20 protein-coding genes and 1 pseudogene are annotated in these 19,171 nt (G+C 70.4%); 8 read left to right on the forward strand and 13 right to left on the reverse strand.

The window, feature by feature from the left end; translation table 11 throughout:
- Nucleotides 1-256: 256 nt before the first annotated feature.
- The 3 genes from ACFPZN_RS08165 to ACFPZN_RS08175 all read right to left on the reverse strand — a co-directional run bounded on the left by ACFPZN_RS08165 (nt 257) and on the right by ACFPZN_RS08175 (nt 1,390).
- A complete protein-coding gene (locus ACFPZN_RS08165) occupies nt 257-712 on the reverse strand; it encodes a hypothetical protein (RefSeq protein WP_378281201.1) in 456 nt (151 codons plus the stop codon).
- Between the two features lie 121 nt (nt 713-833).
- Nucleotides 834-1,160 carry a DUF3140 domain-containing protein gene (locus ACFPZN_RS08170; protein ID WP_378281202.1) on the reverse strand — a complete coding sequence of 109 codons (327 nt, stop codon included), beginning with the start codon at nt 1,158-1,160 and terminating at the stop codon, nt 834-836.
- Nucleotides 1,157-1,390 carry a hypervirulence associated TUDOR domain-containing protein gene (locus ACFPZN_RS08175; RefSeq protein WP_378281203.1) on the reverse strand — a complete coding sequence of 78 codons (234 nt, stop codon included), beginning with the start codon at nt 1,388-1,390 and terminating at the stop codon, nt 1,157-1,159. The genes ACFPZN_RS08170 and ACFPZN_RS08175 overlap by 4 nt, the downstream gene beginning before the upstream one ends.
- A gap of 837 nt (nt 1,391-2,227) precedes the next feature.
- On the opposite strand from ACFPZN_RS08175, the gene ACFPZN_RS08180 reads away from it, so the two are divergent.
- On the forward strand, nt 2,228-3,568 hold the full coding sequence (locus tag ACFPZN_RS08180) for a phenylacetate--CoA ligase family protein (protein ID WP_378281204.1): 1,341 nt from the start codon (nt 2,228-2,230) through the stop codon (nt 3,566-3,568).
- Between the two features lie 144 nt (nt 3,569-3,712).
- Here the strand turns inward: ACFPZN_RS08180 and ACFPZN_RS08185 are convergent, their stop codons facing one another.
- Complete coding sequence (locus tag ACFPZN_RS08185; RefSeq protein ID WP_378281205.1) at nt 3,713-4,651, reverse strand: RNA polymerase sigma-70 factor; 939 nt, start codon at nt 4,649-4,651, stop codon at nt 3,713-3,715.
- Nucleotides 4,652-4,817: 166 nt separating this feature from the next.
- Between ACFPZN_RS08185 and ACFPZN_RS08190 the strand changes: the two genes are divergently transcribed.
- Nucleotides 4,818-5,201, forward strand: a complete 384-nt coding sequence (locus ACFPZN_RS08190; protein WP_378281206.1) for a DoxX family protein — start codon at nt 4,818-4,820, stop codon at nt 5,199-5,201.
- A gap of 244 nt (nt 5,202-5,445) precedes the next feature.
- On the opposite strand, the gene ACFPZN_RS08195 is transcribed toward ACFPZN_RS08190, so the two are convergent.
- The 3 genes and pseudogenes from ACFPZN_RS08195 to ACFPZN_RS08205 form a co-directional block, all read right to left on the reverse strand.
- Entirely contained in the window at nt 5,446-5,943 is a 498-nt protein-coding gene (locus ACFPZN_RS08195) for a hypothetical protein (RefSeq protein WP_378281207.1), read from the reverse strand.
- A gap of 11 nt (nt 5,944-5,954) precedes the next feature.
- Complete coding sequence (locus tag ACFPZN_RS08200) at nt 5,955-6,284, reverse strand: hypothetical protein (protein ID WP_378281208.1); 330 nt, start codon at nt 6,282-6,284, stop codon at nt 5,955-5,957.
- 412 nt (nt 6,285-6,696) lie between these two features.
- Nucleotides 6,697-6,996 (reverse strand): annotated as a pseudogene (locus ACFPZN_RS08205) (thiamine pyrophosphate-requiring protein); the annotation flags it as partial.
- Between the two features lie 109 nt (nt 6,997-7,105).
- Here ACFPZN_RS08205 and ACFPZN_RS08210 point away from each other — a divergent pair.
- The 3 genes from ACFPZN_RS08210 (at nt 7,106) to ACFPZN_RS08220 (ending at nt 10,980) form a co-directional block, all read left to right on the forward strand.
- Nucleotides 7,106-8,512, forward strand: a complete 1,407-nt coding sequence (locus tag ACFPZN_RS08210) for a hypothetical protein (RefSeq protein WP_378281209.1) — start codon at nt 7,106-7,108, stop codon at nt 8,510-8,512.
- A 318-nt stretch (nt 8,513-8,830) separates the two neighbouring features.
- Nucleotides 8,831-10,465: a ribosomal protection-like ABC-F family protein gene (gene abc-f / locus ACFPZN_RS08215; protein ID WP_378281210.1), complete on the forward strand. Its 1,635-nt coding sequence runs from the start codon at nt 8,831-8,833 to the stop codon at nt 10,463-10,465.
- A gap of 89 nt (nt 10,466-10,554) precedes the next feature.
- Nucleotides 10,555-10,980: a cupin domain-containing protein gene (locus tag ACFPZN_RS08220; protein ID WP_378281211.1), complete on the forward strand. Its 426-nt coding sequence runs from the start codon at nt 10,555-10,557 to the stop codon at nt 10,978-10,980.
- Between the two features lie 3 nt (nt 10,981-10,983).
- Here the strand turns inward: ACFPZN_RS08220 and ACFPZN_RS08225 are convergent, their stop codons facing one another.
- Nucleotides 10,984-11,604: a TetR/AcrR family transcriptional regulator gene (locus ACFPZN_RS08225; protein ID WP_378281212.1), complete on the reverse strand. Its 621-nt coding sequence runs from the start codon at nt 11,602-11,604 to the stop codon at nt 10,984-10,986.
- Between the two features lie 366 nt (nt 11,605-11,970).
- Between ACFPZN_RS08225 and ACFPZN_RS08230 the strand changes: the two genes are divergently transcribed.
- Nucleotides 11,971-12,777, forward strand: coding sequence for a mycofactocin-coupled SDR family oxidoreductase (locus ACFPZN_RS08230; RefSeq protein WP_378281213.1), 807 nt, complete (start codon nt 11,971-11,973; stop codon nt 12,775-12,777).
- 107 nt (nt 12,778-12,884) lie between these two features.
- Here ACFPZN_RS08230 and ACFPZN_RS08235 read toward each other — a convergent pair whose 3' ends face one another.
- Genes ACFPZN_RS08235 through ACFPZN_RS08245 form a run of 3 tightly spaced genes read right to left on the reverse strand, consistent with a single transcriptional unit; the run spans nt 12,885 to nt 15,923 of the window.
- Entirely contained in the window at nt 12,885-13,661 is a 777-nt protein-coding gene (locus ACFPZN_RS08235; RefSeq protein ID WP_378281214.1) for an SDR family NAD(P)-dependent oxidoreductase, read from the reverse strand.
- A gap of 5 nt (nt 13,662-13,666) precedes the next feature.
- Nucleotides 13,667-14,872 (reverse strand): acyl-CoA dehydrogenase family protein, encoded by a 1,206-nt coding sequence (locus ACFPZN_RS08240; RefSeq protein ID WP_378281215.1) that lies wholly within the window; start codon nt 14,870-14,872, stop codon nt 13,667-13,669.
- 28 nt (nt 14,873-14,900) lie between these two features.
- Nucleotides 14,901-15,923 (reverse strand): phosphotransferase family protein, encoded by a 1,023-nt coding sequence (locus ACFPZN_RS08245; protein WP_378281216.1) that lies wholly within the window; start codon nt 15,921-15,923, stop codon nt 14,901-14,903.
- 82 nt (nt 15,924-16,005) lie between these two features.
- Here ACFPZN_RS08245 and ACFPZN_RS08250 point away from each other — a divergent pair, with 82 nt between their 5' ends.
- Together ACFPZN_RS08250 and ACFPZN_RS08255 are read left to right on the forward strand one after the other, a co-directional pair.
- Nucleotides 16,006-16,827 carry a TetR family transcriptional regulator gene (locus tag ACFPZN_RS08250; protein WP_378281217.1) on the forward strand — a complete coding sequence of 274 codons (822 nt, stop codon included), beginning with the start codon at nt 16,006-16,008 and terminating at the stop codon, nt 16,825-16,827.
- 90 nt (nt 16,828-16,917) lie between these two features.
- Nucleotides 16,918-17,919 (forward strand): LacI family DNA-binding transcriptional regulator, encoded by a 1,002-nt coding sequence (locus tag ACFPZN_RS08255; RefSeq protein ID WP_378281218.1) that lies wholly within the window; start codon nt 16,918-16,920, stop codon nt 17,917-17,919.
- Between the two features lie 11 nt (nt 17,920-17,930).
- Here the strand turns inward: ACFPZN_RS08255 and ACFPZN_RS08260 are convergent, their stop codons facing one another.
- Nucleotides 17,931-18,728 carry an enoyl-CoA hydratase/isomerase family protein gene (locus ACFPZN_RS08260; RefSeq protein ID WP_378281219.1) on the reverse strand — a complete coding sequence of 266 codons (798 nt, stop codon included), beginning with the start codon at nt 18,726-18,728 and terminating at the stop codon, nt 17,931-17,933.
- Nucleotides 18,665-19,066 carry a transposase gene (locus ACFPZN_RS08265; protein WP_378281220.1) on the reverse strand — a complete coding sequence of 134 codons (402 nt, stop codon included), beginning with the start codon at nt 19,064-19,066 and terminating at the stop codon, nt 18,665-18,667. Before ACFPZN_RS08265 ends, ACFPZN_RS08260 begins: the two co-directional genes overlap by 64 nt.
- Nucleotides 19,067-19,171 lie beyond the last annotated feature (105 nt).

The following is a 19,171-nucleotide window of genomic DNA, read 5'->3' on the forward strand; positions in this document are numbered from 1 at the left end:
GGCCGTGGAACCCCGCCCACCCGGAGCGACATCCGGGCCACCGACCTGACCACCACCAGAAAACACAAACCGGTCAGGCCGCCACACGACCCAACCGGCGCTGTGAAAGATCGAGGCTAGACGACGTCATCCCGTGGTGAGCGCCCTCCGGCGGCCGCGTGCCGGCGTCGGAGGCGACCTGAGCACTCTGCCGGCCTGGCTTCCTCGCCGGGTGGCCAGGCTCTGGAAATATCCGGTCAGGCCGTGTCGGCCCGGCTCACCAGTAGAGCTTGGAGCGTTCGTCGATTCGACGAGTGGGCGGGTGCAGGAAGACCTCGGCCGAGGTCTTGCCGAAGAGGACGTTGAGGGTGTCGAGCCGGTAGAACCAGTTGTCCTCGTTCGCGAACCGATGGTTGATCTGCCAGCGCAGCGTATGCCTGGGACGCAGATGCACAGCCGCTGGTCGAGTCCATGAGGGGTAAGGCCTGACAACCAGCACCTTCAGCACCCCGTCGGCTTCGGTCAACTCAACCTGGTCGTCTGGCGGGAGGCCGCTGGCCACGCTCGATCGTGGGGTGAAGCTGGGCTCGTCCATGCTCACTGTGTGGACGAAGGGCGGGGCAGCATCCGGAAGGGGAAAGGCTTCGGGCAACGCACTGCGCCGGACGGCGCCGGGGCCTCCGCGCGAGCGGCTCGTCCAGTAGGTGTGCACCCATTGCACTGCCACGTCCACCACTTCATGATCACATGGTCGGGCGAGGCGCGCCGACTCGTTTTCCGCGGTTCTGGGTGGGCAGGCGGGACGGTTTGCGTCGCAACCTTGGCCGTTCAACTCTGGGGCGGCTCGCCACGGTCTACTTGAGCGGGTCGTGGCCCCAGTTCATCAACGAGTAGCGCCAGGGGGTGTCGGTCACATCGCCCGAAGGCCGCTGCGCGAGATGGCGGTGAACGTAACCGACCACCTTGTTCATGTGCTCGTAGTCCTGACCCGTCAGATCCGACTTCTGCTTGCGGATCAGGTCGACGATCCTTCGGCCCGAGGCATGGCCGGTCGACTCGCCGCCCTCCTTCTGGCCGACCGACCTGGACTCCTCGGTCTCCAGCCAGTCCTCCAACTGCTTGGCGGTCATGTTCACCACATCGCCGAACTTCCTGGCCACCGCCCTCTCATCTTTGATCACTGCGAGTCCTTCTTCTTGCGCAGCGCGGACGGCTTGTGCACCGCCTTCTTGCCGCTCTTCCGGCTGCGCACCACGTACTGAGGCTCCTCGGGCGAGGCGGCCACCGTACGGCCCGCCTCCTCACGCCGGTCGGTGACCTTCTTCTCCACCTCGCCCTCGGCGGTGGAGCCGTGACTGCGCCAGGTGACCTCGTCCCCGGTCGACAGTCTCTTCTCGCTCTTCTTCGCCATGCGCCCGCCCTACCCTGCGCGAACACAGGCCAGTCACCATACGAAACCAAGAAATAGCAAGTCATAACAGCCCAAGAGTCTGTTCATGGCGTTGACCGGGCGACTGCCTCGGCCATCTCCACCAGATGCGCGGTCGTTTGGACGGCGTCGGCCAGATCCGGCCTGATCACCGCGCGCCAGATGGATTCCCCGCCCTTGGAGGGCGTGGCGCGGTGGCGATTCACTAGCCCGGCTAGGTGTGGGATCGGGTGGTCGCCGCGTTCCATCAGGACCCGAGCGTCACTGGGGACCCGCGCGGTCCGCAGGGGCCACGCATAGCAGTCCACCCACAACGGCAGGTTCTCCGCCTCAAAACAGATTCCCGCACAGGTTCCACCGGACGGACCGTTGACGGGGCGGCGGAAGGTGAACAGCACACGCTCACCCAGACCGAGGAGCAACCCGGCCTGCCAACGACCAACGATCTCCGGGGCATCGCCACAGACGGCCGTGATACCGGCCAGGACGTGGTCACCGGCGGCCGCGTCGCCGCTGAGGCGTCTCCGGGCGGCGACTCCTCGCAGAGCCGGTGGGGGCAGGATCTGGCTGCTGCAGCTCGCGAGGGCGCGTTGGCAGTGTGGTCCGGCGGTGCGGGGGAGCGGGTGGCGCCATATGGAGCCGGGACGCGCGCACTCGGGGGTGCCGACGCGGTGTGACCGAGTCCGACCGCCACGCCCCTTCGCCGACCGCGAGCGCCGTCTTGCGCGCATCGTCGCCTTTGTGCATGCTCATCATGCCGCGAGCGCTTGCTTGGCCGCGACGCTGCCTACCGACACCGCCGCATGAGGGGTGAGAGCGGTGAACGACGGTCCATCGAGCGAACTGCCCGACTATCGGATCAATGACCCCAAGCTGGGCGAACTCCCGGCTGCGCAGTTGCGGAAGCTGCAGAGCGAGCGACTGGTCGCCATGGTCGGCCACGTCTACCGGCGGGCTCCGTTCTGGCGGCGGAAACTGGACGCCACCGGGGTCGGCCCCAGTGACATCACCGGCATCCAGGACATCAGGCGGCTTCCCACCTGTGACAAGAACGAGCTGCTCGCCGAGCAGGAGGCCGACCCCCCGTTCGGCGGCTACACCTGCACGCCCGCCGCCCACTGGGTGCGGTACTTCACCACCTCCGGGACCACCGGCCGGCCGCTGCGCCGCGTCTTCTCGAGCCGCGACTGGCGCCAGGTTCTCGACTGGGCCGCGCGCAAGCCCGCGCTCGTGCATGCAGGGGAGAGGGTCCTGTTGACCACACCGGTGGACGGGCTGATGGGCGCGACCATCATCACCGAGGCCGTCCAAGCCCAGGGCGGGCTGGTCGTCCAGGCCGGGACCAGAACCGACCTGCACAAGGTCGAGGCGATCGCCGAACTGCGGCCGGTGATGGTCACAGGCTCGCCGTCCTACCTGCTGCACCTCGGGCAGGTCGCCGCGGACGCCGGGATCGACCTCCGCGCATGCGGTGTCCGCGTCATCTGGGCCTTCGGCGAACCCGGCTGCGCGGTGGAGGCCACCAACCGTGCGCTGCGCGAACAGTTCGGCGCGCGGACGCTTCTCGACGGGCTCGGCATGACCGAACTTCTGCCCCTGGGAGGCAACTGCCCCCATTCAACCGACCAGCATCTGAACGACGACTGCTTCTTCACCGAGTGCCTGCACCCCGACCGCGACGAGCCGGTGCCTCCCGGTGAACTCGGCGAACTGACCTACACCAACCTGATCAGCGACACCCATCCGCTGCTGCGCTACCGCAGCGGGGACCTGGGCGTCCTGTCCGACGGCTCGCCCTGCGCCTGCGGCTCCACGCACACGCGCATCGTCGGTTCGGTTCAGGGCCGCACCGACGACATGATCTGGTACCGCGGCGCCAACATCTTCCCCTCGGCCGTGGAAGCCGTCGTCCGCTCCCTTCCCGGGCTCGGCACCGAGTACCGGCTGCTGCGTTCGGAGGGATCGTCGACGTTGACGATCCAGGTGGAAGCGGCCGACCCCATCGACGCCGCCGCGCGCGCCGCCCTGGCCGAGACCACCAGCGAGGCGTTGCAGAACGGCGTCCGCGAACGCATCCCCGTGCAGGTTCTCGCCCCCGGCGAACTGCCCCGCGCCGACGGCCTCCACAAGACGCGCCGTGTCGTCGACGCTTCCCCCTGACCACGACCGAGCCGACACCCCGTCGGACGCTTCCATTGGTGTTCCACCGGTCCCGGTCGCCAGCGGGAGATCGCCTCAAGCGCCATCTGCCGATGGCAGGCAGGCTCATTTGTGGTCGGCCGCGTTGTTGAGGTCGTTTCGGCGTCAGCGGCTCAGCGTGGTCTCCCGCTCCACGCGTGACAGCTTTTCGGGGTTGCGGACGAAGTAGAGCCCGGTGATGAGGCCGTCCTCGACCCGCACCGCCACGACGCCGTCGATCTCTCCGTCGAGCCGCAGGATGAGTCCCGGGCAGCCGTTGACCTGGACCGGCTCGACGGACGCCTCGGCGTCGACCGAACTCAGACCGGCGGCCAGCAGGCGAGCCACCTTGTCGGCCCCCACGATGGGCCGCGGCACGGCCCGCTTGAGTCCGCCGCCGTCGCTGAGGGCGACGACGTCCGGCGCGAGGATGTCCACCAGGTTCTGCAGGTCGCCGGTTTCGACCGCCCGTTGGAAGGCTTGGAGCGCGGCTCGGGTCTCGGCCGGTGAGACGACGTCGCGCGGTCGGCGCGCGGCGACGTGCGCCCGGGCGCGATGGGCGATCTGGCGGACGGCGGCGGGGCTCTTGTCGACGGCTTCGGCGATCTCGTCGTACCCGAGGGCGAACACCTCGCGCAGCACGAACACCGCCCGCTCGGTCGGTCCGAGCGTCTCCAGCACCAGCAGCATCGCCATCGAGACGCTGTCGGCGAGCGCGACGTCCTCGGCCACGTCCGGCGCGGTCAGCAGCGGTTCGGGCAACCAGGGGCCGACGTACGACTCCTTGCGCCGGCCGAGCGTACGCAGCCGGCTCAGCGCCTGCCGGGTGGCGATCCGCACCAGGTACGCACGCTGATCCCGCACCGACTCCAGGTCGACGCCCACCCACCGCAACCAGGTCTCCTGCAGGACGTCCTCGGCGTCGGCCGCCGAGCCGAGCATCTCGTAGGCGACCGTGAACAGCAGATTGCGGTGCGCCACGAACACCTCGGTGGCCGGGTCCATGCGGCCGCCATCGGCGAGCGGCTCGGCCGTGCCCCTCGTCGGCTCGCTGTGCTCGCTCATCGCCGGCTCCCGCCTGTTCCTTCTCGACCATGCCACACGCACAAGACACCGGTTCACTCGGCTTTGTGACAACCGCGAGCGGTGGCGCGCGTCACAGGGCCGCGCCGTCACAGGGATCGGGCCGTCGGCATCTCATGCGTGATCAGTCACCCATCCGGAGGCACTCGTGAACCTCACCCTGTGGATCGCTGCCGGACTGCTGGCCGCGGTCGCCCTGGTCGGCGGCACCAGCAAGACGTTCATCCCCAAGGAGAAGCTGGCCGCGCAGCATGGCGGCGAGTGGACCGGACACGCCGGCGTCGGCTTCGTCACGACCCTCGGGATCCTTGAACTCCTGGCTGCGGCGGGCTTGATCCTGCCCGCCGTGCTCGACATCGCACCGGTCATGGTGCCGGTGACCGCCGTCTGCTGGGTCCTGCTCATGATCGGCGCGATGATCACCCATGGCCGTCTTGGTCAGTTCAACCTCGTGATGCTGAACTCGGTCTACCTCGCGATCGCCGGCTTCGTCGCGTGGGGCCGCTTCGCTCTTGAGCCTTTCACCAGCTGACGGAGGGATGCGGCCTGCCTGTGCCGGCTGCTCACGTGGAGAACTCGACGGAGATCGGCTGCCGGGTCCGTGCCCGGTGGTCGCTACAGCGCCGCCAACCGCCTCGAAACAGATCCGTGGGCGCCCGGCTTCCAGAGAGCAGAATCCGGGCGCCACGGGCCGATGGCCGGATGCCGGCCCCAACGGGTGAGTCGGTCGGCGGCGCGTTGACGTGCCGTCCCGCTCGGCCGTGGGGCGTGCTTCATCAGCGTGGTGGTGGCTGCGGTCCGGAGGGGTCCGGGAGCGCGTGACCGGTGCGGTGCGCGTGGGTGTTGCGGCCGTGTTCGGTGGGGAACGCCAGATCGCAGGTGCAGATCCAGACCTCGGCGATGTCCTCGCCGAAGTCCCAGGTGATGTCCTGGGGCTTGCAGCCGTGGCGGTTCCGGGCGTGGTTGCTGCGGCTGCGCAGTGCGATCTCCGACTGGCAGTGGCCGCAGCGCACCGCGACGTTGGGGAAGGTCCGCGCGGAAGCCTGTCCCGTGTCCTCGGTCTCGGGCGAGGCGCCGGCCGATCGGTCCAGGGCGCGCTGTGCGGCGGCGCGGGTGCTGATCAGTTCGCGCAGCGGGTCCAGCAGTCCCTGGTCGCAGCGCGGACACAGGTCGAGTCGGGCCTGGTCGGTGCCGATGCTCACCTCGATGGTGAGCGAGGTCTCGGTCTTGGTCTGGTCGGCCTGGTAGCAGCGGTCGCAGTAGGTTGCGATCACGACCTCTTGCATCACGCGCCGCCGATGCGCTTGAGCGATTCCATCCGGATGGTGGCGAGGCCGCGCTGCCCGATCCGTCCGATGCCACCGGACTGGTAGCCCTCGGGATAGGCGTAGCGGTTGCCGACGATGGTGCCGCTGGTGGTCATGACGCGGGTGCGGGTGGTGCCGCACGTGGTGCATTCCACCGTCCAGTGGATGCGCCCGCCGGTGCGCTGCACCGCGGAAGTGCTCGGGTCCCAGGAATGCGCCCAGGTGCGGCACATCAGGTAGTCGTTGGTCAGTCCCTCGGCGAACCGGGTGACGTCGTCCAGCTTGGCCATGTGCGGTCGCGCAGCCATGATTTGGATCCTTTCGCTGTCCACTCTGCCCCATATTCCCAGATGAAGATCATGCATCATCATCGAGTAGGCGCCGTAGCCGTCAACAGGGTCCTCGGACGCCGCAGGGGAGGGGTGCCGGGCGGTGTCCGGAGGCGCCTTCGGTCGACGGCGATACCCGCTCGGCGTCTCGATCGGAGCGCGGCGAATGGGCACTTCGACATCGTACGGAGACCTCGGTCCAGAAAGGGACCACTGATTCGGCGAATGTGGAATCAGAGATGTCAAGCCGTTGGCTGCTTACTCCATCCGTCCAGAGGGCACGGACGCCCAGCCGATCTGGTGGCGATGAGGCCGTGATCGGGTGGACATTGAGATCAACCCCTGTGCCCATGAGAGCGGCGAACGGGCGAGGTGACGGCGGTGACGGAGATCAGCGCTTGCTTTGTGAGAAGAGTTCCTGGGCCTTGGTCTCGAGGCCCTTCTTGACGATTCCGGTGGCGTCGGGGTCGCAGTGGACGTCCAGGACGACGGGCCGGTCGGCGGTCAGGGCGCGGTCCCCGGCGGGGTAGGCCACGTCGGGCAGGGTCTGGGATTCCTCGAACTTGGGTGCGCCGCTCATGGCGCGCAGTTCCCAGGTGACCTGGTTGAGGTCGTTGTCGTGCAGGACGGCGATGAAGGCGATGGCGGGGCGGTCGGGGTGGGCGAACCTGGCGCCGATGGCGTAGGGGACGCCAAGATCGCCTGGTGGCCGATGCGGCCGGTCAAGGAATGGGCAAGGGCTCGTGTTGAAGGCGCATGCCTCCGAACGCGGTCCGTGGATGGCCGTAGCGTCCGCAGGCATGACTGGTCGGAGATGCTGGAAGGTCATCGTTGCGGTGGCCGGAGCGGTCGTCGTGGCGGTCGTCCCCGCGGCCTGGCCCGCGGTCGGCGGTGCCGCGTCCGGAAGCGGCGGGCACGGTCCCGGACGCTGGACGCTGGTGGCCCACGAGGGCTTCGACCGGCCGCTGAAGGTCGACCGGACTCCGTGGCGCCTGGACCCGCAAGGGCCGCGCAGCCCGTGGCACGTCGACGCGTTCGACGACGACGGCGAGGCCTGGCGGAAGATCAGCGGATCCCTGTTCGAGCGGCGGCTCGCCACCCTGAACGTGTTCCGCAAGCGGGTCGCGTTCGGCCGCCAGGGGTGGCTGACCGCCGAGATCGCCGCCGTCGACAAGGACCGCGACGGGCGTCCCGACTCGCGGCCCGGGCTGTCGACCGCGTTCCTGCCGGACGGTCAGCGGGTCGCGCGGATCTCGGAGCCGAGCTGGGACGCCGGGGTGCTGATCAGGCCCACCCGCCCGCTGCCGCCGCGCTACCGCGTGGAGATGACGCTGCGGGGCATCGACTTCGGCGGTCAGCGGGGCGGCCGCTTCGACTACGGCGGCAAGCACAACGGCTACACCAAAGAGCCCTGCAAGACCCGCTACCCGTGGACGTTCCAGGGCGCGCTGCCGGGCAGGTCGCGCTGCGACTACCCCGACGTCACGCGGGAGAACGGGTTCTACTACCTCACGATCCTCGACTACGCGACCCCGGCGCCGCACGGCAACCCCGGCATCCACTACCGGCGCAAGGTCATCATGGACGGCTACTACAGCGACGACGACCGCTGGAAGAACGCCGGGACCTGCGACCCGAGGACCCGCCGGATCTACCGCACCTTCGACGGCACCTTCAACGGCGTCAACGCGCTGTTCGCGCGCGGCGACAGGTTCCGCGAGGCCGCCAACAACAACGTCAGCAACGAGTACTACATCAAGACCGCCTGCGGGAACGTCTCCATGGACGAGCCGTACGGCCCGGGCCGCCGCTTCCACGGGCACCTCGCCAGCGCCGAGCTGCGGCCGGAACTGCTGCCGAAGGCCGCCTACCGGTTCGCCGTGGAGCGCGACCGCACCGGGTACACGCTCGAGATGAGCGGACCGTTCCGGCACATCGGGCAGACGACGCTGCGCGTCCACCACAGGTTCGTCGAGGACGGGCGCCCGATCTGGCACTACAACCAGACCCCCGGCGAGTACGACGGCCGTTTCGACCGCAGGCTCGCCCACCGGGGCCCCGCCGGGACGTACACCACCGAGCACTCCTGGCCCAGGGGCTCGGCCTACCCCGACTCCTTCATCATCGGCGACCCGCACCTGAACTACTACGAGGGGTCGGCGCACGTCGACGACATCCGCCTGTACGTCCCGCAGAACGACAGGTGAGGCTCCTCGGCCACGGTGCGGTCCGACGGGCGGCCGGGTCCGGCGGCCCGGCGGCGGATCGTCCGCGTCCGGCCCGTTCGCCGGGCGTACAGAGCAGGGCCGGGTCGCTGGTAAATTGATGCGCGAAAGTCATGACCGTGGACAGGGAGACCAGACGTGGCAGGTGACGACGACATCTCCGGGTGATACCGGAGTGATCGGCCACCGGCGGGCGCCGAGGAGCGCCGCCGCGGTGGCCATGCCGTCGTTTCACTGACCCACGCCCACGGCGGAGCCGTCGCTTCTACGCGCGCCCGCATCACCTCCGAGGTCTTTCGAATGTCCGACGCTTCCATCGTCTGCTCCAACCTGTCCTTCTCCTGGCCCGACGAGACTCCGGTCTTCCAGGACCTGTCCTTCACCGTGGGCGGCGGCCGCACGGGCCTCGTCGCGCCGAACGGCGCCGGCAAGAGCACCCTGCTCAAGCTGATCGCGGGACGGCTGAAGCCCGCCCGCGGGAGCGTGTCCGTGAGCGGGCCGGTCGGCTACCTCCCGCAGACCCTTCCCCTCACCGGGGACATGACCGCGGCCGAGGTCCTGGGCATCGCTCCGGTGATCGAGGCGCTGGACGCGGTCGAGTCCGGGGACGTGAGCGAGGAGCACTTCACCGTCATCGGCGACGACTGGGACATCGAGGAGCGGACCCGCGCCCAGCTGGACCGTCTGGGCCTCGCCGAGGTCGGTCTCTCCCGGAGCCTGCACACCCTCAGCGGCGGCCAGATCGTGTCCCTCGGCCTGGCGGCCGAGCTGCTGAAGCGGCCCGACGTCCTGCTGCTCGACGAACCGACCAACAACCTGGACCTGGACGCGCGCCGCCGGCTCTACGGCGTGCTGGAGGACTGGAACGGCTGCCTGCTGCTGGTCAGCCACGACCGGGCGCTGCTCGACCGCATGGACCGCATCGCCGAGCTCGACCGCGGCGAGATGCGCTTCTACGGCGGCGACTTCACCTCCTACGAGGAGGCGGTGCGCGCCGAGCGGGAGGTCGCCGAGAAGAACGTCCGCAACGCCGAGCAGGAGCTGAAGCGGGAGCGGCGCGAGATGCAGCAGGCCCGCGAGCGGGCCGAACGGCGGGCGAGCAACGCGGCGCGCAACCTCAAGAACGCGGGGTTGCCGAAGATCTTCGCCGGGAACATGAAGCGGGGCGCCCAGGAGGCGGCGGGCAAGGCGAGCCAGACCCACGCCGCCCGGGTCGGGCAGGCCAAGTCCCGCCTCGACGAGGCCGGCCGTGCCCTGCGCGAGGAGCAGAGCATCGTGCTGGACCTGCCGGACACCGACGTCCCCGCCGGGCGGACGGTGTTCCAGGGCGAGGGGCTGCAGGTCCGGTACGGCGACCGGGCCCTGTTCGCGGACGGCGGCGTCGACCTGACGATCCGCGGGCCCGAGCGCGTCGCGCTGACCGGCCCCAACGGGGCGGGCAAGTCCACGCTGCTGCGGCTGGTCGGCGGCGAGCTGGAAACGGACGGCGGGCAGGCCAGGCGGGGCGACGGGCGGGTCGCCTACCTGTCCCAGCGGCTGGACCTGCTCGACCTGGACCGCACCGTGGCCCAGAACTTCGCCGCGTTCGCGCCGGCCATGGCGGAGGCGGAGCGGATGAACATGCTCGCGCGTTTCCTGTTCCGCGGCTCCCGCGTCCACCTCCCGGTCGGGGTGCTGTCCGGCGGCGAGCGGTTGCGCGCCACCCTGGCCTGCGTCCTGTGCGCCGAACCGGCGCCGCACCTGCTCCTGCTGGACGAGCCCACCAACAACCTCGACCTCGTCAGCGTCGGCCAGCTGGAGGGCGCGCTGAACTCCTACCGGGGCGCGTTCGTCGTGGTCAGCCACGACGAGCGCTTCCTCACCGAGATCAGCGTGGGCCGGTGGCTGCGGCTGGACGAGGGACGCCTTCTGGAGACCGGCGCCCCGGATCTCTGAGCCGCCGGCGCGGCCGCCCGCCACCCGGTTGAATGAGGTGAACGAGGAGACCGGCGGACGGCGGCGGGATACGGAGGACGGTCACGTTGATGAGCAGACTGGCGGCTTCGGCCGGTGGCGCCGTGCTGGTCATGGGCGCCTTGCAGGGGACGGCCGCCGCGACGCCGGGTTCCGGCGTCACGGGGACGATCGTCGCGCAGCGCACGGTGGGCGGCACCGACTACGTCCTGCGCGAGGTGGTGATCGCCCCCGGAGGCACCACCGGCTGGCACTTCCACGACGGACCGCTGCGCGGGGTGGTGAAGCGGGGCACGCTGACCCACAACGCCGCCGACTGCTCGGTGGACGGGATCTACCGGCACGGGGACGTCATCGTGGAGCTCGCGGGGGCCGGCTACGTGCACGTCGGCCGCAACCTGGGCTCCACGCCCGTCGTCCTGACCGTCCTCTACACCCTTCCGCACGGAAGCCCGCTGTCCCGGGACGCCCCTAACCCCGGCTGCGACTTCCAGTGACGCTCATCGGTCCATGGCCGGGATGACCGATTGGAGGAATCCGCGGACCGCGCCCACGATCTCCACCGAGTTCCGGTCGAAGAGCCACTGCGCCTGGAGGCCGTTGATGAGGGCGATGGTCATCGTCGCCAGCGTGGCGGGATCGAACGCCGAACGCAGCTCGCCGCGTTCGTCGAGCGCGGTGAACGCGCGCGTGTAGAAGAGGCGGAGGTTGCGGTACCGCTCGGTGTAGTAGCGGTGCGCGGGGTGCTCGGGGGAGGTCGCCTCGCCGGACAGGACGCAGTGCAGCTCCATGAGCCCGGGCTGCAGCTCGTTGTCGACCAGGACGGTGAGCATGCCCTGGAGCGCCTCGATGGGTTTCGCGCTCGGGTCGAGCGCACCGGTCAACTCGAGGATCCGGGCGCCGCGCTCGGCCCGAAGGTCCAGCAGCGCGGCGAGCAGGTCCTCCTTGCGCGCGAAGTGGTGCAGCAGCCCGGTGTGGCTGATTCCGGCGCGCTTGGCGATGTCCTTCATGGTGGCGCCGTGGAAGCCCGTCTCGCCGAAGGCGTCGACGCACGCCTCAAGGATCCGGCGCCGCACCGCCGCCGACTTGGCGTAGGGTCCGCGGCGCGTCGTCGTCGTCATGCGTTGGCTCTCCCGTCGCCCGCCCGGATCCGGGGACCGTGGTCCGGCTTTCATCGTAGCCGTGGACGGCCTCCCGCCCCGGCCCCCTGCGGACCGCCGCGGTGCGCACGACCTTGCCGAAGGCCGCCTCGGGACGAGCGGCGGCCAGCAGAATGGTCTCAGCCGAGCACGGGAGGGCGCATGGTGGGCGGGCTCACCGACCTGGGGGACAGGGCGCGGCAGGTCGCCGACGACCCTTGCCCTTTTTTGGCATCGAGTGCCATCATTGCGGGGGCCACTCGTTGAGCTGGCCTTTTCAAGGCCCTCGGCGCCGCCGGACAGGCAACCGGGCCGTGCCGTGGGGTCCACCACCGTGGAGGTAATGCAATGGGGCGTTTGGCGGGCAAGGTCGCCTTCATCACGGGCGCGGCGCGGGGGCAGGGCCGGGCGGAGGCCGTCCGGCTGGCCGCCGAGGGCGCGGACATCATCGCGATCGACATCGCCGCATCGCCCAGCTCCTACGTCCGGTACGAGCCCCCCACCGAGGCCGACCTGAACGAGACCGCCAAGCTGGTGGAGGAGCAGGGGCGGCGCGTCCTGACCCGCGAGGTCGACGTGCGCGACCTGGCGGGCCTGGAGTCGGTCGTCCGGGACGGCGTCGCGCAGTTCGGGCGGCTGGACGTGGTGGTGGCCAACGCGGGCATCGTGAACTACGGCCGGGCCTGGGAGCTGACCGAGGAGCAGTGGCAGGACCTGATCGACGTCAACCTGACCGGCGTCTGGAAGACGATCAAGGCGAGCGTGCCCGCGCTCATCGAGCAGGGCCAGGGCGGCTCGGTCATCATCACCAGCTCGGTCGCGGGCCTGAAGGGGCTGCCCTTCCTGGCCCACTACGCCAGCTCCAAGCACGGCGTCGTCGGCCTGGCCAGGAGTCTGGCCAACGAGCTGGCCGAGTACGACATCCGGGTCAACACCGTCCACCCGCACGGCGTCCGGACCGGCATGACCGACGGCTCGATGGGGATCTACATCGAGAAGTCCCCCAACCTGGGGCCCATCTACATGCCGTCGCTGCCGTACGAGATGGTCGAGGCGGAGGACGTCGCCAACCTGGTCGCCTTCCTGGCCTCCGACGAGGGCAAGTACATCACCGGCGCCCAGCTGCCCGTCGACCTCGGCGCCCTCAACCGCTGAGCCGTCCCGTCCCCGGCGACCGCCCGCGCCCCGCGCCTCGGCGGCCGGTCCTCACGGACCTGCCGGCGGGGGAGGGGCGGGGCGTCGAGGATGACCCCGTCCCGGTCTCACACGGTGGCCTCGAGACCGCCGTCGATGACCAGGGAGGTTCCGGTGGCGTAGGACGAGGCGGGCGAGGCCAGGAAGAGCAGCGCGCTGTCGAGCTCCTCCTGGTTCCCGAACCGTCCGAGGATGCTCTTGTCGGCGACCATGGCGCGCAGCGCGTCGGCTCTCTCGCCGTTGGTGATCTCGCTGTCGAAGTAGCCGGGGCACAGCGCGTTCACCCGGATGCCGCGCCGCTTCGACCACTGCTGGGCCAGGTCGCGGGTGAGGCCGATGACCCCGGCCTTGCTGGCGGCGTACGCCGCCTGGGGGTAGCTGGAGGCGACCCGGCCGTGAACGCTGGCGATGTTGACGATGGCCGAGCCCTCCGGCATGTGCGGGGCGCAGGCGCGGGCCATCCAGTAGACGCCGTTGAGGTTGACGTCCACGGTCTGGCGGAAGACGTCCGGGTCTTCGCGGAGCGCGCTCCGGGCATGGCCCACGCCCGCGTTGTTGACCAGCACGTCGATGCGGCCGAACGCGTCGACGGCGGCCTCGGCGAGCGACTGGCAGTCCTCGAAGGAGGCGACATCGGTTCGCCGGGTCAGCACCGTCGCGCCCCGCTCGCGCAGTTCGTCGGCGAGCGCGTCGAGACGGTCCACGCGCCGTGCGGCCAGGACCAGGGTGGCGCCGACGGCGGCGGTGGCACGGGCGAAGCCGGTGCCGAGCCCGGAGCTGGCACCGGTGATGACGACGACCTTGTCGTCGAGGCGGAAGCGGTCGAGGGGGTTCACGTTCGTCACCGGGGTCATCCGACGTAGGGCGGGGTCTTGCCGAGTTCGGCGCGGGCGAGGGAGCGGCGGTGGACGGCGTCGGGTCCGTCGACGATGCGCAGGACGCGGGCCCAGGCGTAGAAGTAGGCCAGCGGCGTGTCGTCGGAGACCCCGGCGCCGCCGAAGACCTCGATCGCACGGTCGATGACGGCGGTGGCCACGGCGGGCGCGGCGACCTTGATCGCGGCGATCTGGGACCGGGCGGCCTTGCTCCCGTGCTGGTCGATCATCCAGGCGGCGTGGTAGACGAGCAGCCGGGCCTGGTCGATCTCGATGCGCGACTGGGCGATCAGGTCCAGGACGTTGGCGTGCTCGGCCAGCGGCTTGCCGAACGCGACGCGCTTCTGGGCGCGGTCCACCATGAGGGCGAGGGCCCGCTCGGCCATCCCGAGGGCGCGCATGGCGTGGTGGATGCGGCCGGGGCCGAGGCGCGCCTGGGCGATGCGGAACCCGTCGCCCTCCTCGGCGAGCAGATTGGCGGCCGGCACGCGGACGTCGCGGAAGACGAGCTCGGAATGGCCGTGCTGGTCCTGGTAGCCGAAGATCGGGAGATGGCGCTCGATCGTCAGGCCCGGGGTGCCGCGTGGTACGAGGACCATCGACTGCTGGCGGTGGGTCGCCGCGTCCGGGTCGCTCTTGCCCATGACGATGAAGATCTGGCAGCGCTCGTCGGCGACGCCGGTGATCCACCACTTGCGGCCGTTGATGACGTACTCGTCGCCGTCCCGCCGGATCTCGGTGGTGATGTTGGTGGCGTCGGAGGACGCCACGTCGGGCTCGGTCATGGCGAAGGCGGACCGGATGGTGCCGTCGAGCAGCGGTTCGAGCCACCGCCGGCGCTGCTCGGGCGTGGCGAACAGGTCGAGCGTCTCCATGTTGCCGGTGTCGGGCGCCTGGCAGTTGAGGGCCTCCGGTGCGATCACCGGCGACCAGCCGGAGATCTCCGCGACGGCGGCGTACTCCACGTTGGACAGGCCCGACAGCTTGGGGAGGAACAGGTTCCACAGCCCGCGGCGGCGGGCCTCCGCCTTGAGTTCTTCCATGACCGGCGGGTAGGCGTGCTCGCCGTGCTCGCGCAGGTGCGCCGCCCAGACCGGTTCGGCCGGGAACACGTGGCCGCGCATGAAGTCCCACATGGCGTCGCAGGTCTCGCGGGCCTTCGGGGAAGGGGAGAAGTCCATCGTGTGCTCCTGGGTGATGTGCGGGGGCTCAGCCGCCGATGAAGGTGAGCCCGTCGCGAGCCAGCTGGAGGATCTCGTCGTCGAGGTCGCCGAAGTCCTGGCCGCCCATCGCCCCGGCGGCGGAACGCGCCGCGATGCCCTGGGCGATGATGGCGAACTTGTAGTGGGCGAACGCCTGGTAGTAGCCCATGTCGGAGAGGTCGGCCCCGGACGCGGCGGCGTACCTGCGCAGCATCGCGTCCCGGCCGGGGAACCCGGGCAGGTGGGTGACACCGGGGATCAGGCTGATCTGTCTCTCGCCTTCCTCACGCCAGAAGAGCATCAGCAGGCCCACGTCGGTGAGGGGGTCTCCCAGGGTGGACAGCTCCCAGTCCAGGACGGCCTTGATCTCGCCCGGATCCGCCAGGGAGAAGACCAGGTTGTCGATGCGGTAGTCGCCGTGGACGATCGTGCACCGCTCCTGGCCCGGCACGGCGGCGGCGAGCCGACGCCCGAGTTCCTCGAGTTCCGCGACGGGATGCGTCTTGCTGGCCTCCCACTGGCCGGTCCAGCGGCGCACCTGGCGCGCCATGAAGCCCTCCGGGCGGCCGTAGTCGGCGAGACCGGCGGCGGTGTAGTCCACGGCGTGCAGGGCGGCGAGCGTGTCGGCGAACGCGAAGGCCATCGCCTCGCGCTCCCGCGGGGTCCGCGCGTAGGACGCGGGGAGCCGGCCGCGGACGACGTGGCCGTCGACCTTCCGCATGACGTAGCAGCCGATCCCCAGCAGCCCTCCCTCGTCGTAGAGGACGATCTCGGGCACGGGGACGCCGCTTCCGGACAGGCTGCGCTGGACGCGCGCCTCGCGCCCCATGTCGTGCGCCCTGGGCAGCAGCTTCCCGCTGGGCGGCCGGCGCAGGATGAGCTCACCGGCCGCGCTGCGCAGCAGGTAGGTCAGGTTCGACTTGCCGCCGCTGATCAGCTCGGCCGTCGCCGCCCGCCATGCGTCGCCGCCGGTGGCCTCCGCCAGGGCGGGACCGAGCCGGTCCAGGCGGACGAGGTCATGCGTGGTCACGTACGCGCTCCCGACACTAAACAACTACCGAGTGAACGTACGGTCTGCACTAGTGCGCAGTCAAGCGGCTATGGTGTTCGCTGTGACCGAACAGTTGCCGGTGGGGGCCGCCGTCCGGAGAGCGCGCGAGGCCCAGGGGCTCTCCCTGCGGGCGCTCGCGTCCCGGGTGGGGGTCAGTCCGGCCACGATGAGCGCGATCGAGCACGGCCGCACGCCGCTCACCGTGACCCGGCTCCAGCGGATCGCCGAGCTGCTCGACGTGCCCGCGGCGACCCTGCTGCGCGGGGAGACCCCCGCGAGCACCCGCGCCGCCGACGAACCCGGTGACTGGCGGCACTACGACGAACTCGCCCTCGGCCCCATCCTCGAAGCCGCCCTCCGCCTGTTCGTCCGCACCGGTTTCCACGCCACGAGCATGCGGGAGATCGCGGCCGAGTCCGGCGTGAGCGTCGCCGGCATCTACCACCACCACGCCGCCAAGCAGGAGATCCTGGTGAGGCTGCTCGAGGCCACCATGGCCGAGATCGGCTGGAGGGTGCGCGCCGCGCGCGACGACGGCGGCACCCCGCGGGACGCGTTCGCGAAGATGGTCGAGTCGCTCGCGCTCTTCCACGCGCTGCGCGGCGACCTCGCCTTCCTCGGCGCCACCGAGATGCGCGGCATCACCGGGCCCGACCTGGTCCGGATCACCGCCATGCGCGACGAGGTCCAGCACCTCCTCGACGCCCAGGCGGCCCGCGCCTTCCCCGGCGCCGAGATCCGCACGGCGTGCAGGGCGATCGCCACCATGTGCACGTCCCTGCCGTCGTGGTTCCGCCTCGACGGGCCCATGAGCGCCGAACAGGTGGCGAAGGAGTACGCGCGCTACGCCCTGGCGATGCTGCACCGGGACCCCGCGAGATGATCTTGCATCTATCGATCTGTATCGTCCTGCCTTACTGTGGGCGGGATCGAGCCCACGCTCCGCGCTCTCTTCAAGCCCTCGGGAGAAGACGTGTCCAGGCAACCGGAGAACAGGAAGCCGGCGACCAGCGTGGACGTCGCGCGTCTCGCCGGAGTCTCCAGGGCCACGGTGAGCCACGTCCTCAACGGCCAGACCGAGAAGTTCAACGCCGACACCGTCGAGCGCGTGCGCAGTGCCGCGGCCGAATTGGGCTACGTCCGCTCGACCGCGGGCCGCGCCCTGGCCATGGGACGCAGCGACCTCGTCGTCGTGGTCGTGCCCTACACGACCTTCATCCGGCTCCAGGACGTCATCGAGGTCCTCTCCTCCGACATCGCTGAACTCGGCTTCAGCATGGTCGTCCACTTCAGCATGTCCCGGACGAAGGAGGAGACGCCGAACCGGCTGCTGCACCTGATCGAGACGCTGCGGCCCGCGGGCGTCGTGGACCTGGGTGGGGTGTCCCGGCGCGAACTCGACCTCATCGAGAAGACCGGCTGCGCCGTCCTGCCGCGCAAGCTGCACTTCGACGTCAACCACTGGATCGGCATCCTGCAGGCTCGGCATCTGCACTCCCGCGGCTACACCGAACTCGTCTACGCCTTCCTGTCCGACGTGCGCGACGACCCGTACGGGCGGAGCCGTTCAGCGGCCGTCACCGAGTTCTGCGAAGCCGAGGGGCTGACCGCACCGATCCACGTCCATGTGCCGATCGAGCCCGAAGGCGCCGAGGAAGCGCTCAAGACGGTCCTCGAACAGCGCGGACGGCCCGTGGGGATCGCCTGCTTCAACGACGAGGTGGCCGTCGCCGTCGTGTTCGCCGCCAAGAGGCTCGGCCTGAGTGTGCCGGGCGACGTCGCGGTGATCGGCGCCGAGGGCGCGGAGATCGGCCAGGCGGTCTCGCCCCGCGTGACGACCGTCAAAGGGGACGTCCCGGCGGCCGTGCGGCACATTCGCTACCTCCTCGCCCAGACCTTCGGCGGTCCCGCGCCCTCGGACGGCATCCCCCCGCAGGAAGACGCCTACTCGATCCTCCCCGGCGAGACCACGTAGCACAGCGGCGGTCACCTGCCGCGGAACCGCGGCGGTCTGTTCTCACGGAAGGCCGCGATGCCCTCATGCAGGTCGGCGGTCGTCATGGTGACCGGTTGCGCGACCGCCTCCCACTGGATCGCGGCCTCCAGCCCGGCGGCCGACTGCTCCAGCCCCGTCTTGGTCAACCGCAGCGCGATCGGGCCCGCCTCCGCGATCCGGGCGCCGACCTCAAGGGAGTGCGAGAGCGCGTCATCGGCGACCCCGGTCACCAGCCCCCAGTCCAACGCCTGTTCGGGCAGTACCTCCCGGCCGGTGTAGAGCATGTCCCGTGCCCGCGTGACCCCGATCGCCTCGGGCAGCAGCCAGGCCGCCCCCATCCCGCCATGGGTCCCGCGGTAGATGAACGGGGTGCTGAACTTCGCGCTGGGACCGGCGAACCGCAGATCGCATGCCAGTGTCAGGCAGACCCCCGCACCCACGGCAGGCCCGTTGACCGCGGCGATGACGGGGAAGGGGAGCGCGCGCGGCCGTAGCCAGCTCCGGTAGAACGGCAGCATCCGCTCCCGCAGCCGGTCGACGGTGACGTCCTCGGGCGAACCCTGGTCGAGCCAGGAGAGATCGGCCCCGGAGCAGAAGGAAGCGCCCTGACCGGTGACGATGAGCACGCGGGTATCCCGATCGCTCGCCACCTCGTCCAGCGCCCGGTCCCAGGCGCGGGTCATCTCCTCGGTCATGGCATTGCGGACACCCGGCCGGTTCAGGGTCACGAGACGGACACCCGGCCCGGGCTTGGTGAGCACCACCGCGTCGTCGGTGTCGTCCGCCATGCGCTGATCCCTTCTCTCATCCGGCCCGAAAGCCTACGGCAGCCGCAGGCGGAACCCAGGCGCCGACGCTGCCGCCCCGGCCGCCCAACGCGAGCGAGAAGCGCCACCAGAACGAACCTTACTTTGTCAAGGCGGCGGCCTGTGAGACGCGAATTGCGGACGATCTGCGGCTCGAAGGTGCCGGCGGCATCCCCAGGCACCTTGACCTCCACAGGACCGACGTCGGTCAGCCTGGTCTCGGCCCGCGATCCGTTGCGGCTGTTGCCGCTGCCCCGGCCCGTCGTGCTTTCGCAGCCGACATGGTCGGTGATCTCGCCCTCCAGGCGGGACTCCAGCACCCGCTTGGTCGGCTGCAGCCGTCCTCAACAGCGGTGGCCGCCGTTCATGAGACAACCCCGTGCCACCGCATCGTCCTCGGACGGCCTCACTCTCCGCTTTCACCG

It is taken from the genome of Actinomadura rugatobispora (genome assembly GCF_042656285.1).
GTDB lineage: Bacteria > Actinomycetota > Actinomycetes > Streptosporangiales > Streptosporangiaceae > Spirillospora > Spirillospora rugatobispora.

Coding starts and splice junctions, on each gene's coding strand:
- ACFPZN_RS08185 (WP_378281205.1), bottom strand. CDS start 4,651: ATGAGCGAGCACAGCGAGCCGACGAGGGGCACGGCCGAGCCGCTCGCC.
- ACFPZN_RS08240 (WP_378281215.1), bottom strand. CDS start 14,872: ATGGACTTCTCCCCTTCCCCGAAGGCCCGCGAGACCTGCGACGCCATG.
- ACFPZN_RS08220 (WP_378281211.1), top strand. CDS start 10,555: ATGAGCAGACTGGCGGCTTCGGCCGGTGGCGCCGTGCTGGTCATGGGC.
- ACFPZN_RS08210 (WP_378281209.1), top strand. CDS start 7,106: ATGACTGGTCGGAGATGCTGGAAGGTCATCGTTGCGGTGGCCGGAGCG.
- abc-f (WP_378281210.1), top strand. CDS start 8,831: ATGTCCGACGCTTCCATCGTCTGCTCCAACCTGTCCTTCTCCTGGCCC.
- ACFPZN_RS08175 (WP_378281203.1), bottom strand. CDS start 1,390: ATGGCGAAGAAGAGCGAGAAGAGACTGTCGACCGGGGACGAGGTCACC.
- ACFPZN_RS08260 (WP_378281219.1), bottom strand. CDS start 18,728: ATGGCGGACGACACCGACGACGCGGTGGTGCTCACCAAGCCCGGGCCG.
- ACFPZN_RS08200 (WP_378281208.1), bottom strand. CDS start 6,284: ATGGCTGCGCGACCGCACATGGCCAAGCTGGACGACGTCACCCGGTTC.
- ACFPZN_RS08225 (WP_378281212.1), bottom strand. CDS start 11,604: ATGACGACGACGACGCGCCGCGGACCCTACGCCAAGTCGGCGGCGGTG.
- ACFPZN_RS08230 (WP_378281213.1), top strand. CDS start 11,971: ATGGGGCGTTTGGCGGGCAAGGTCGCCTTCATCACGGGCGCGGCGCGG.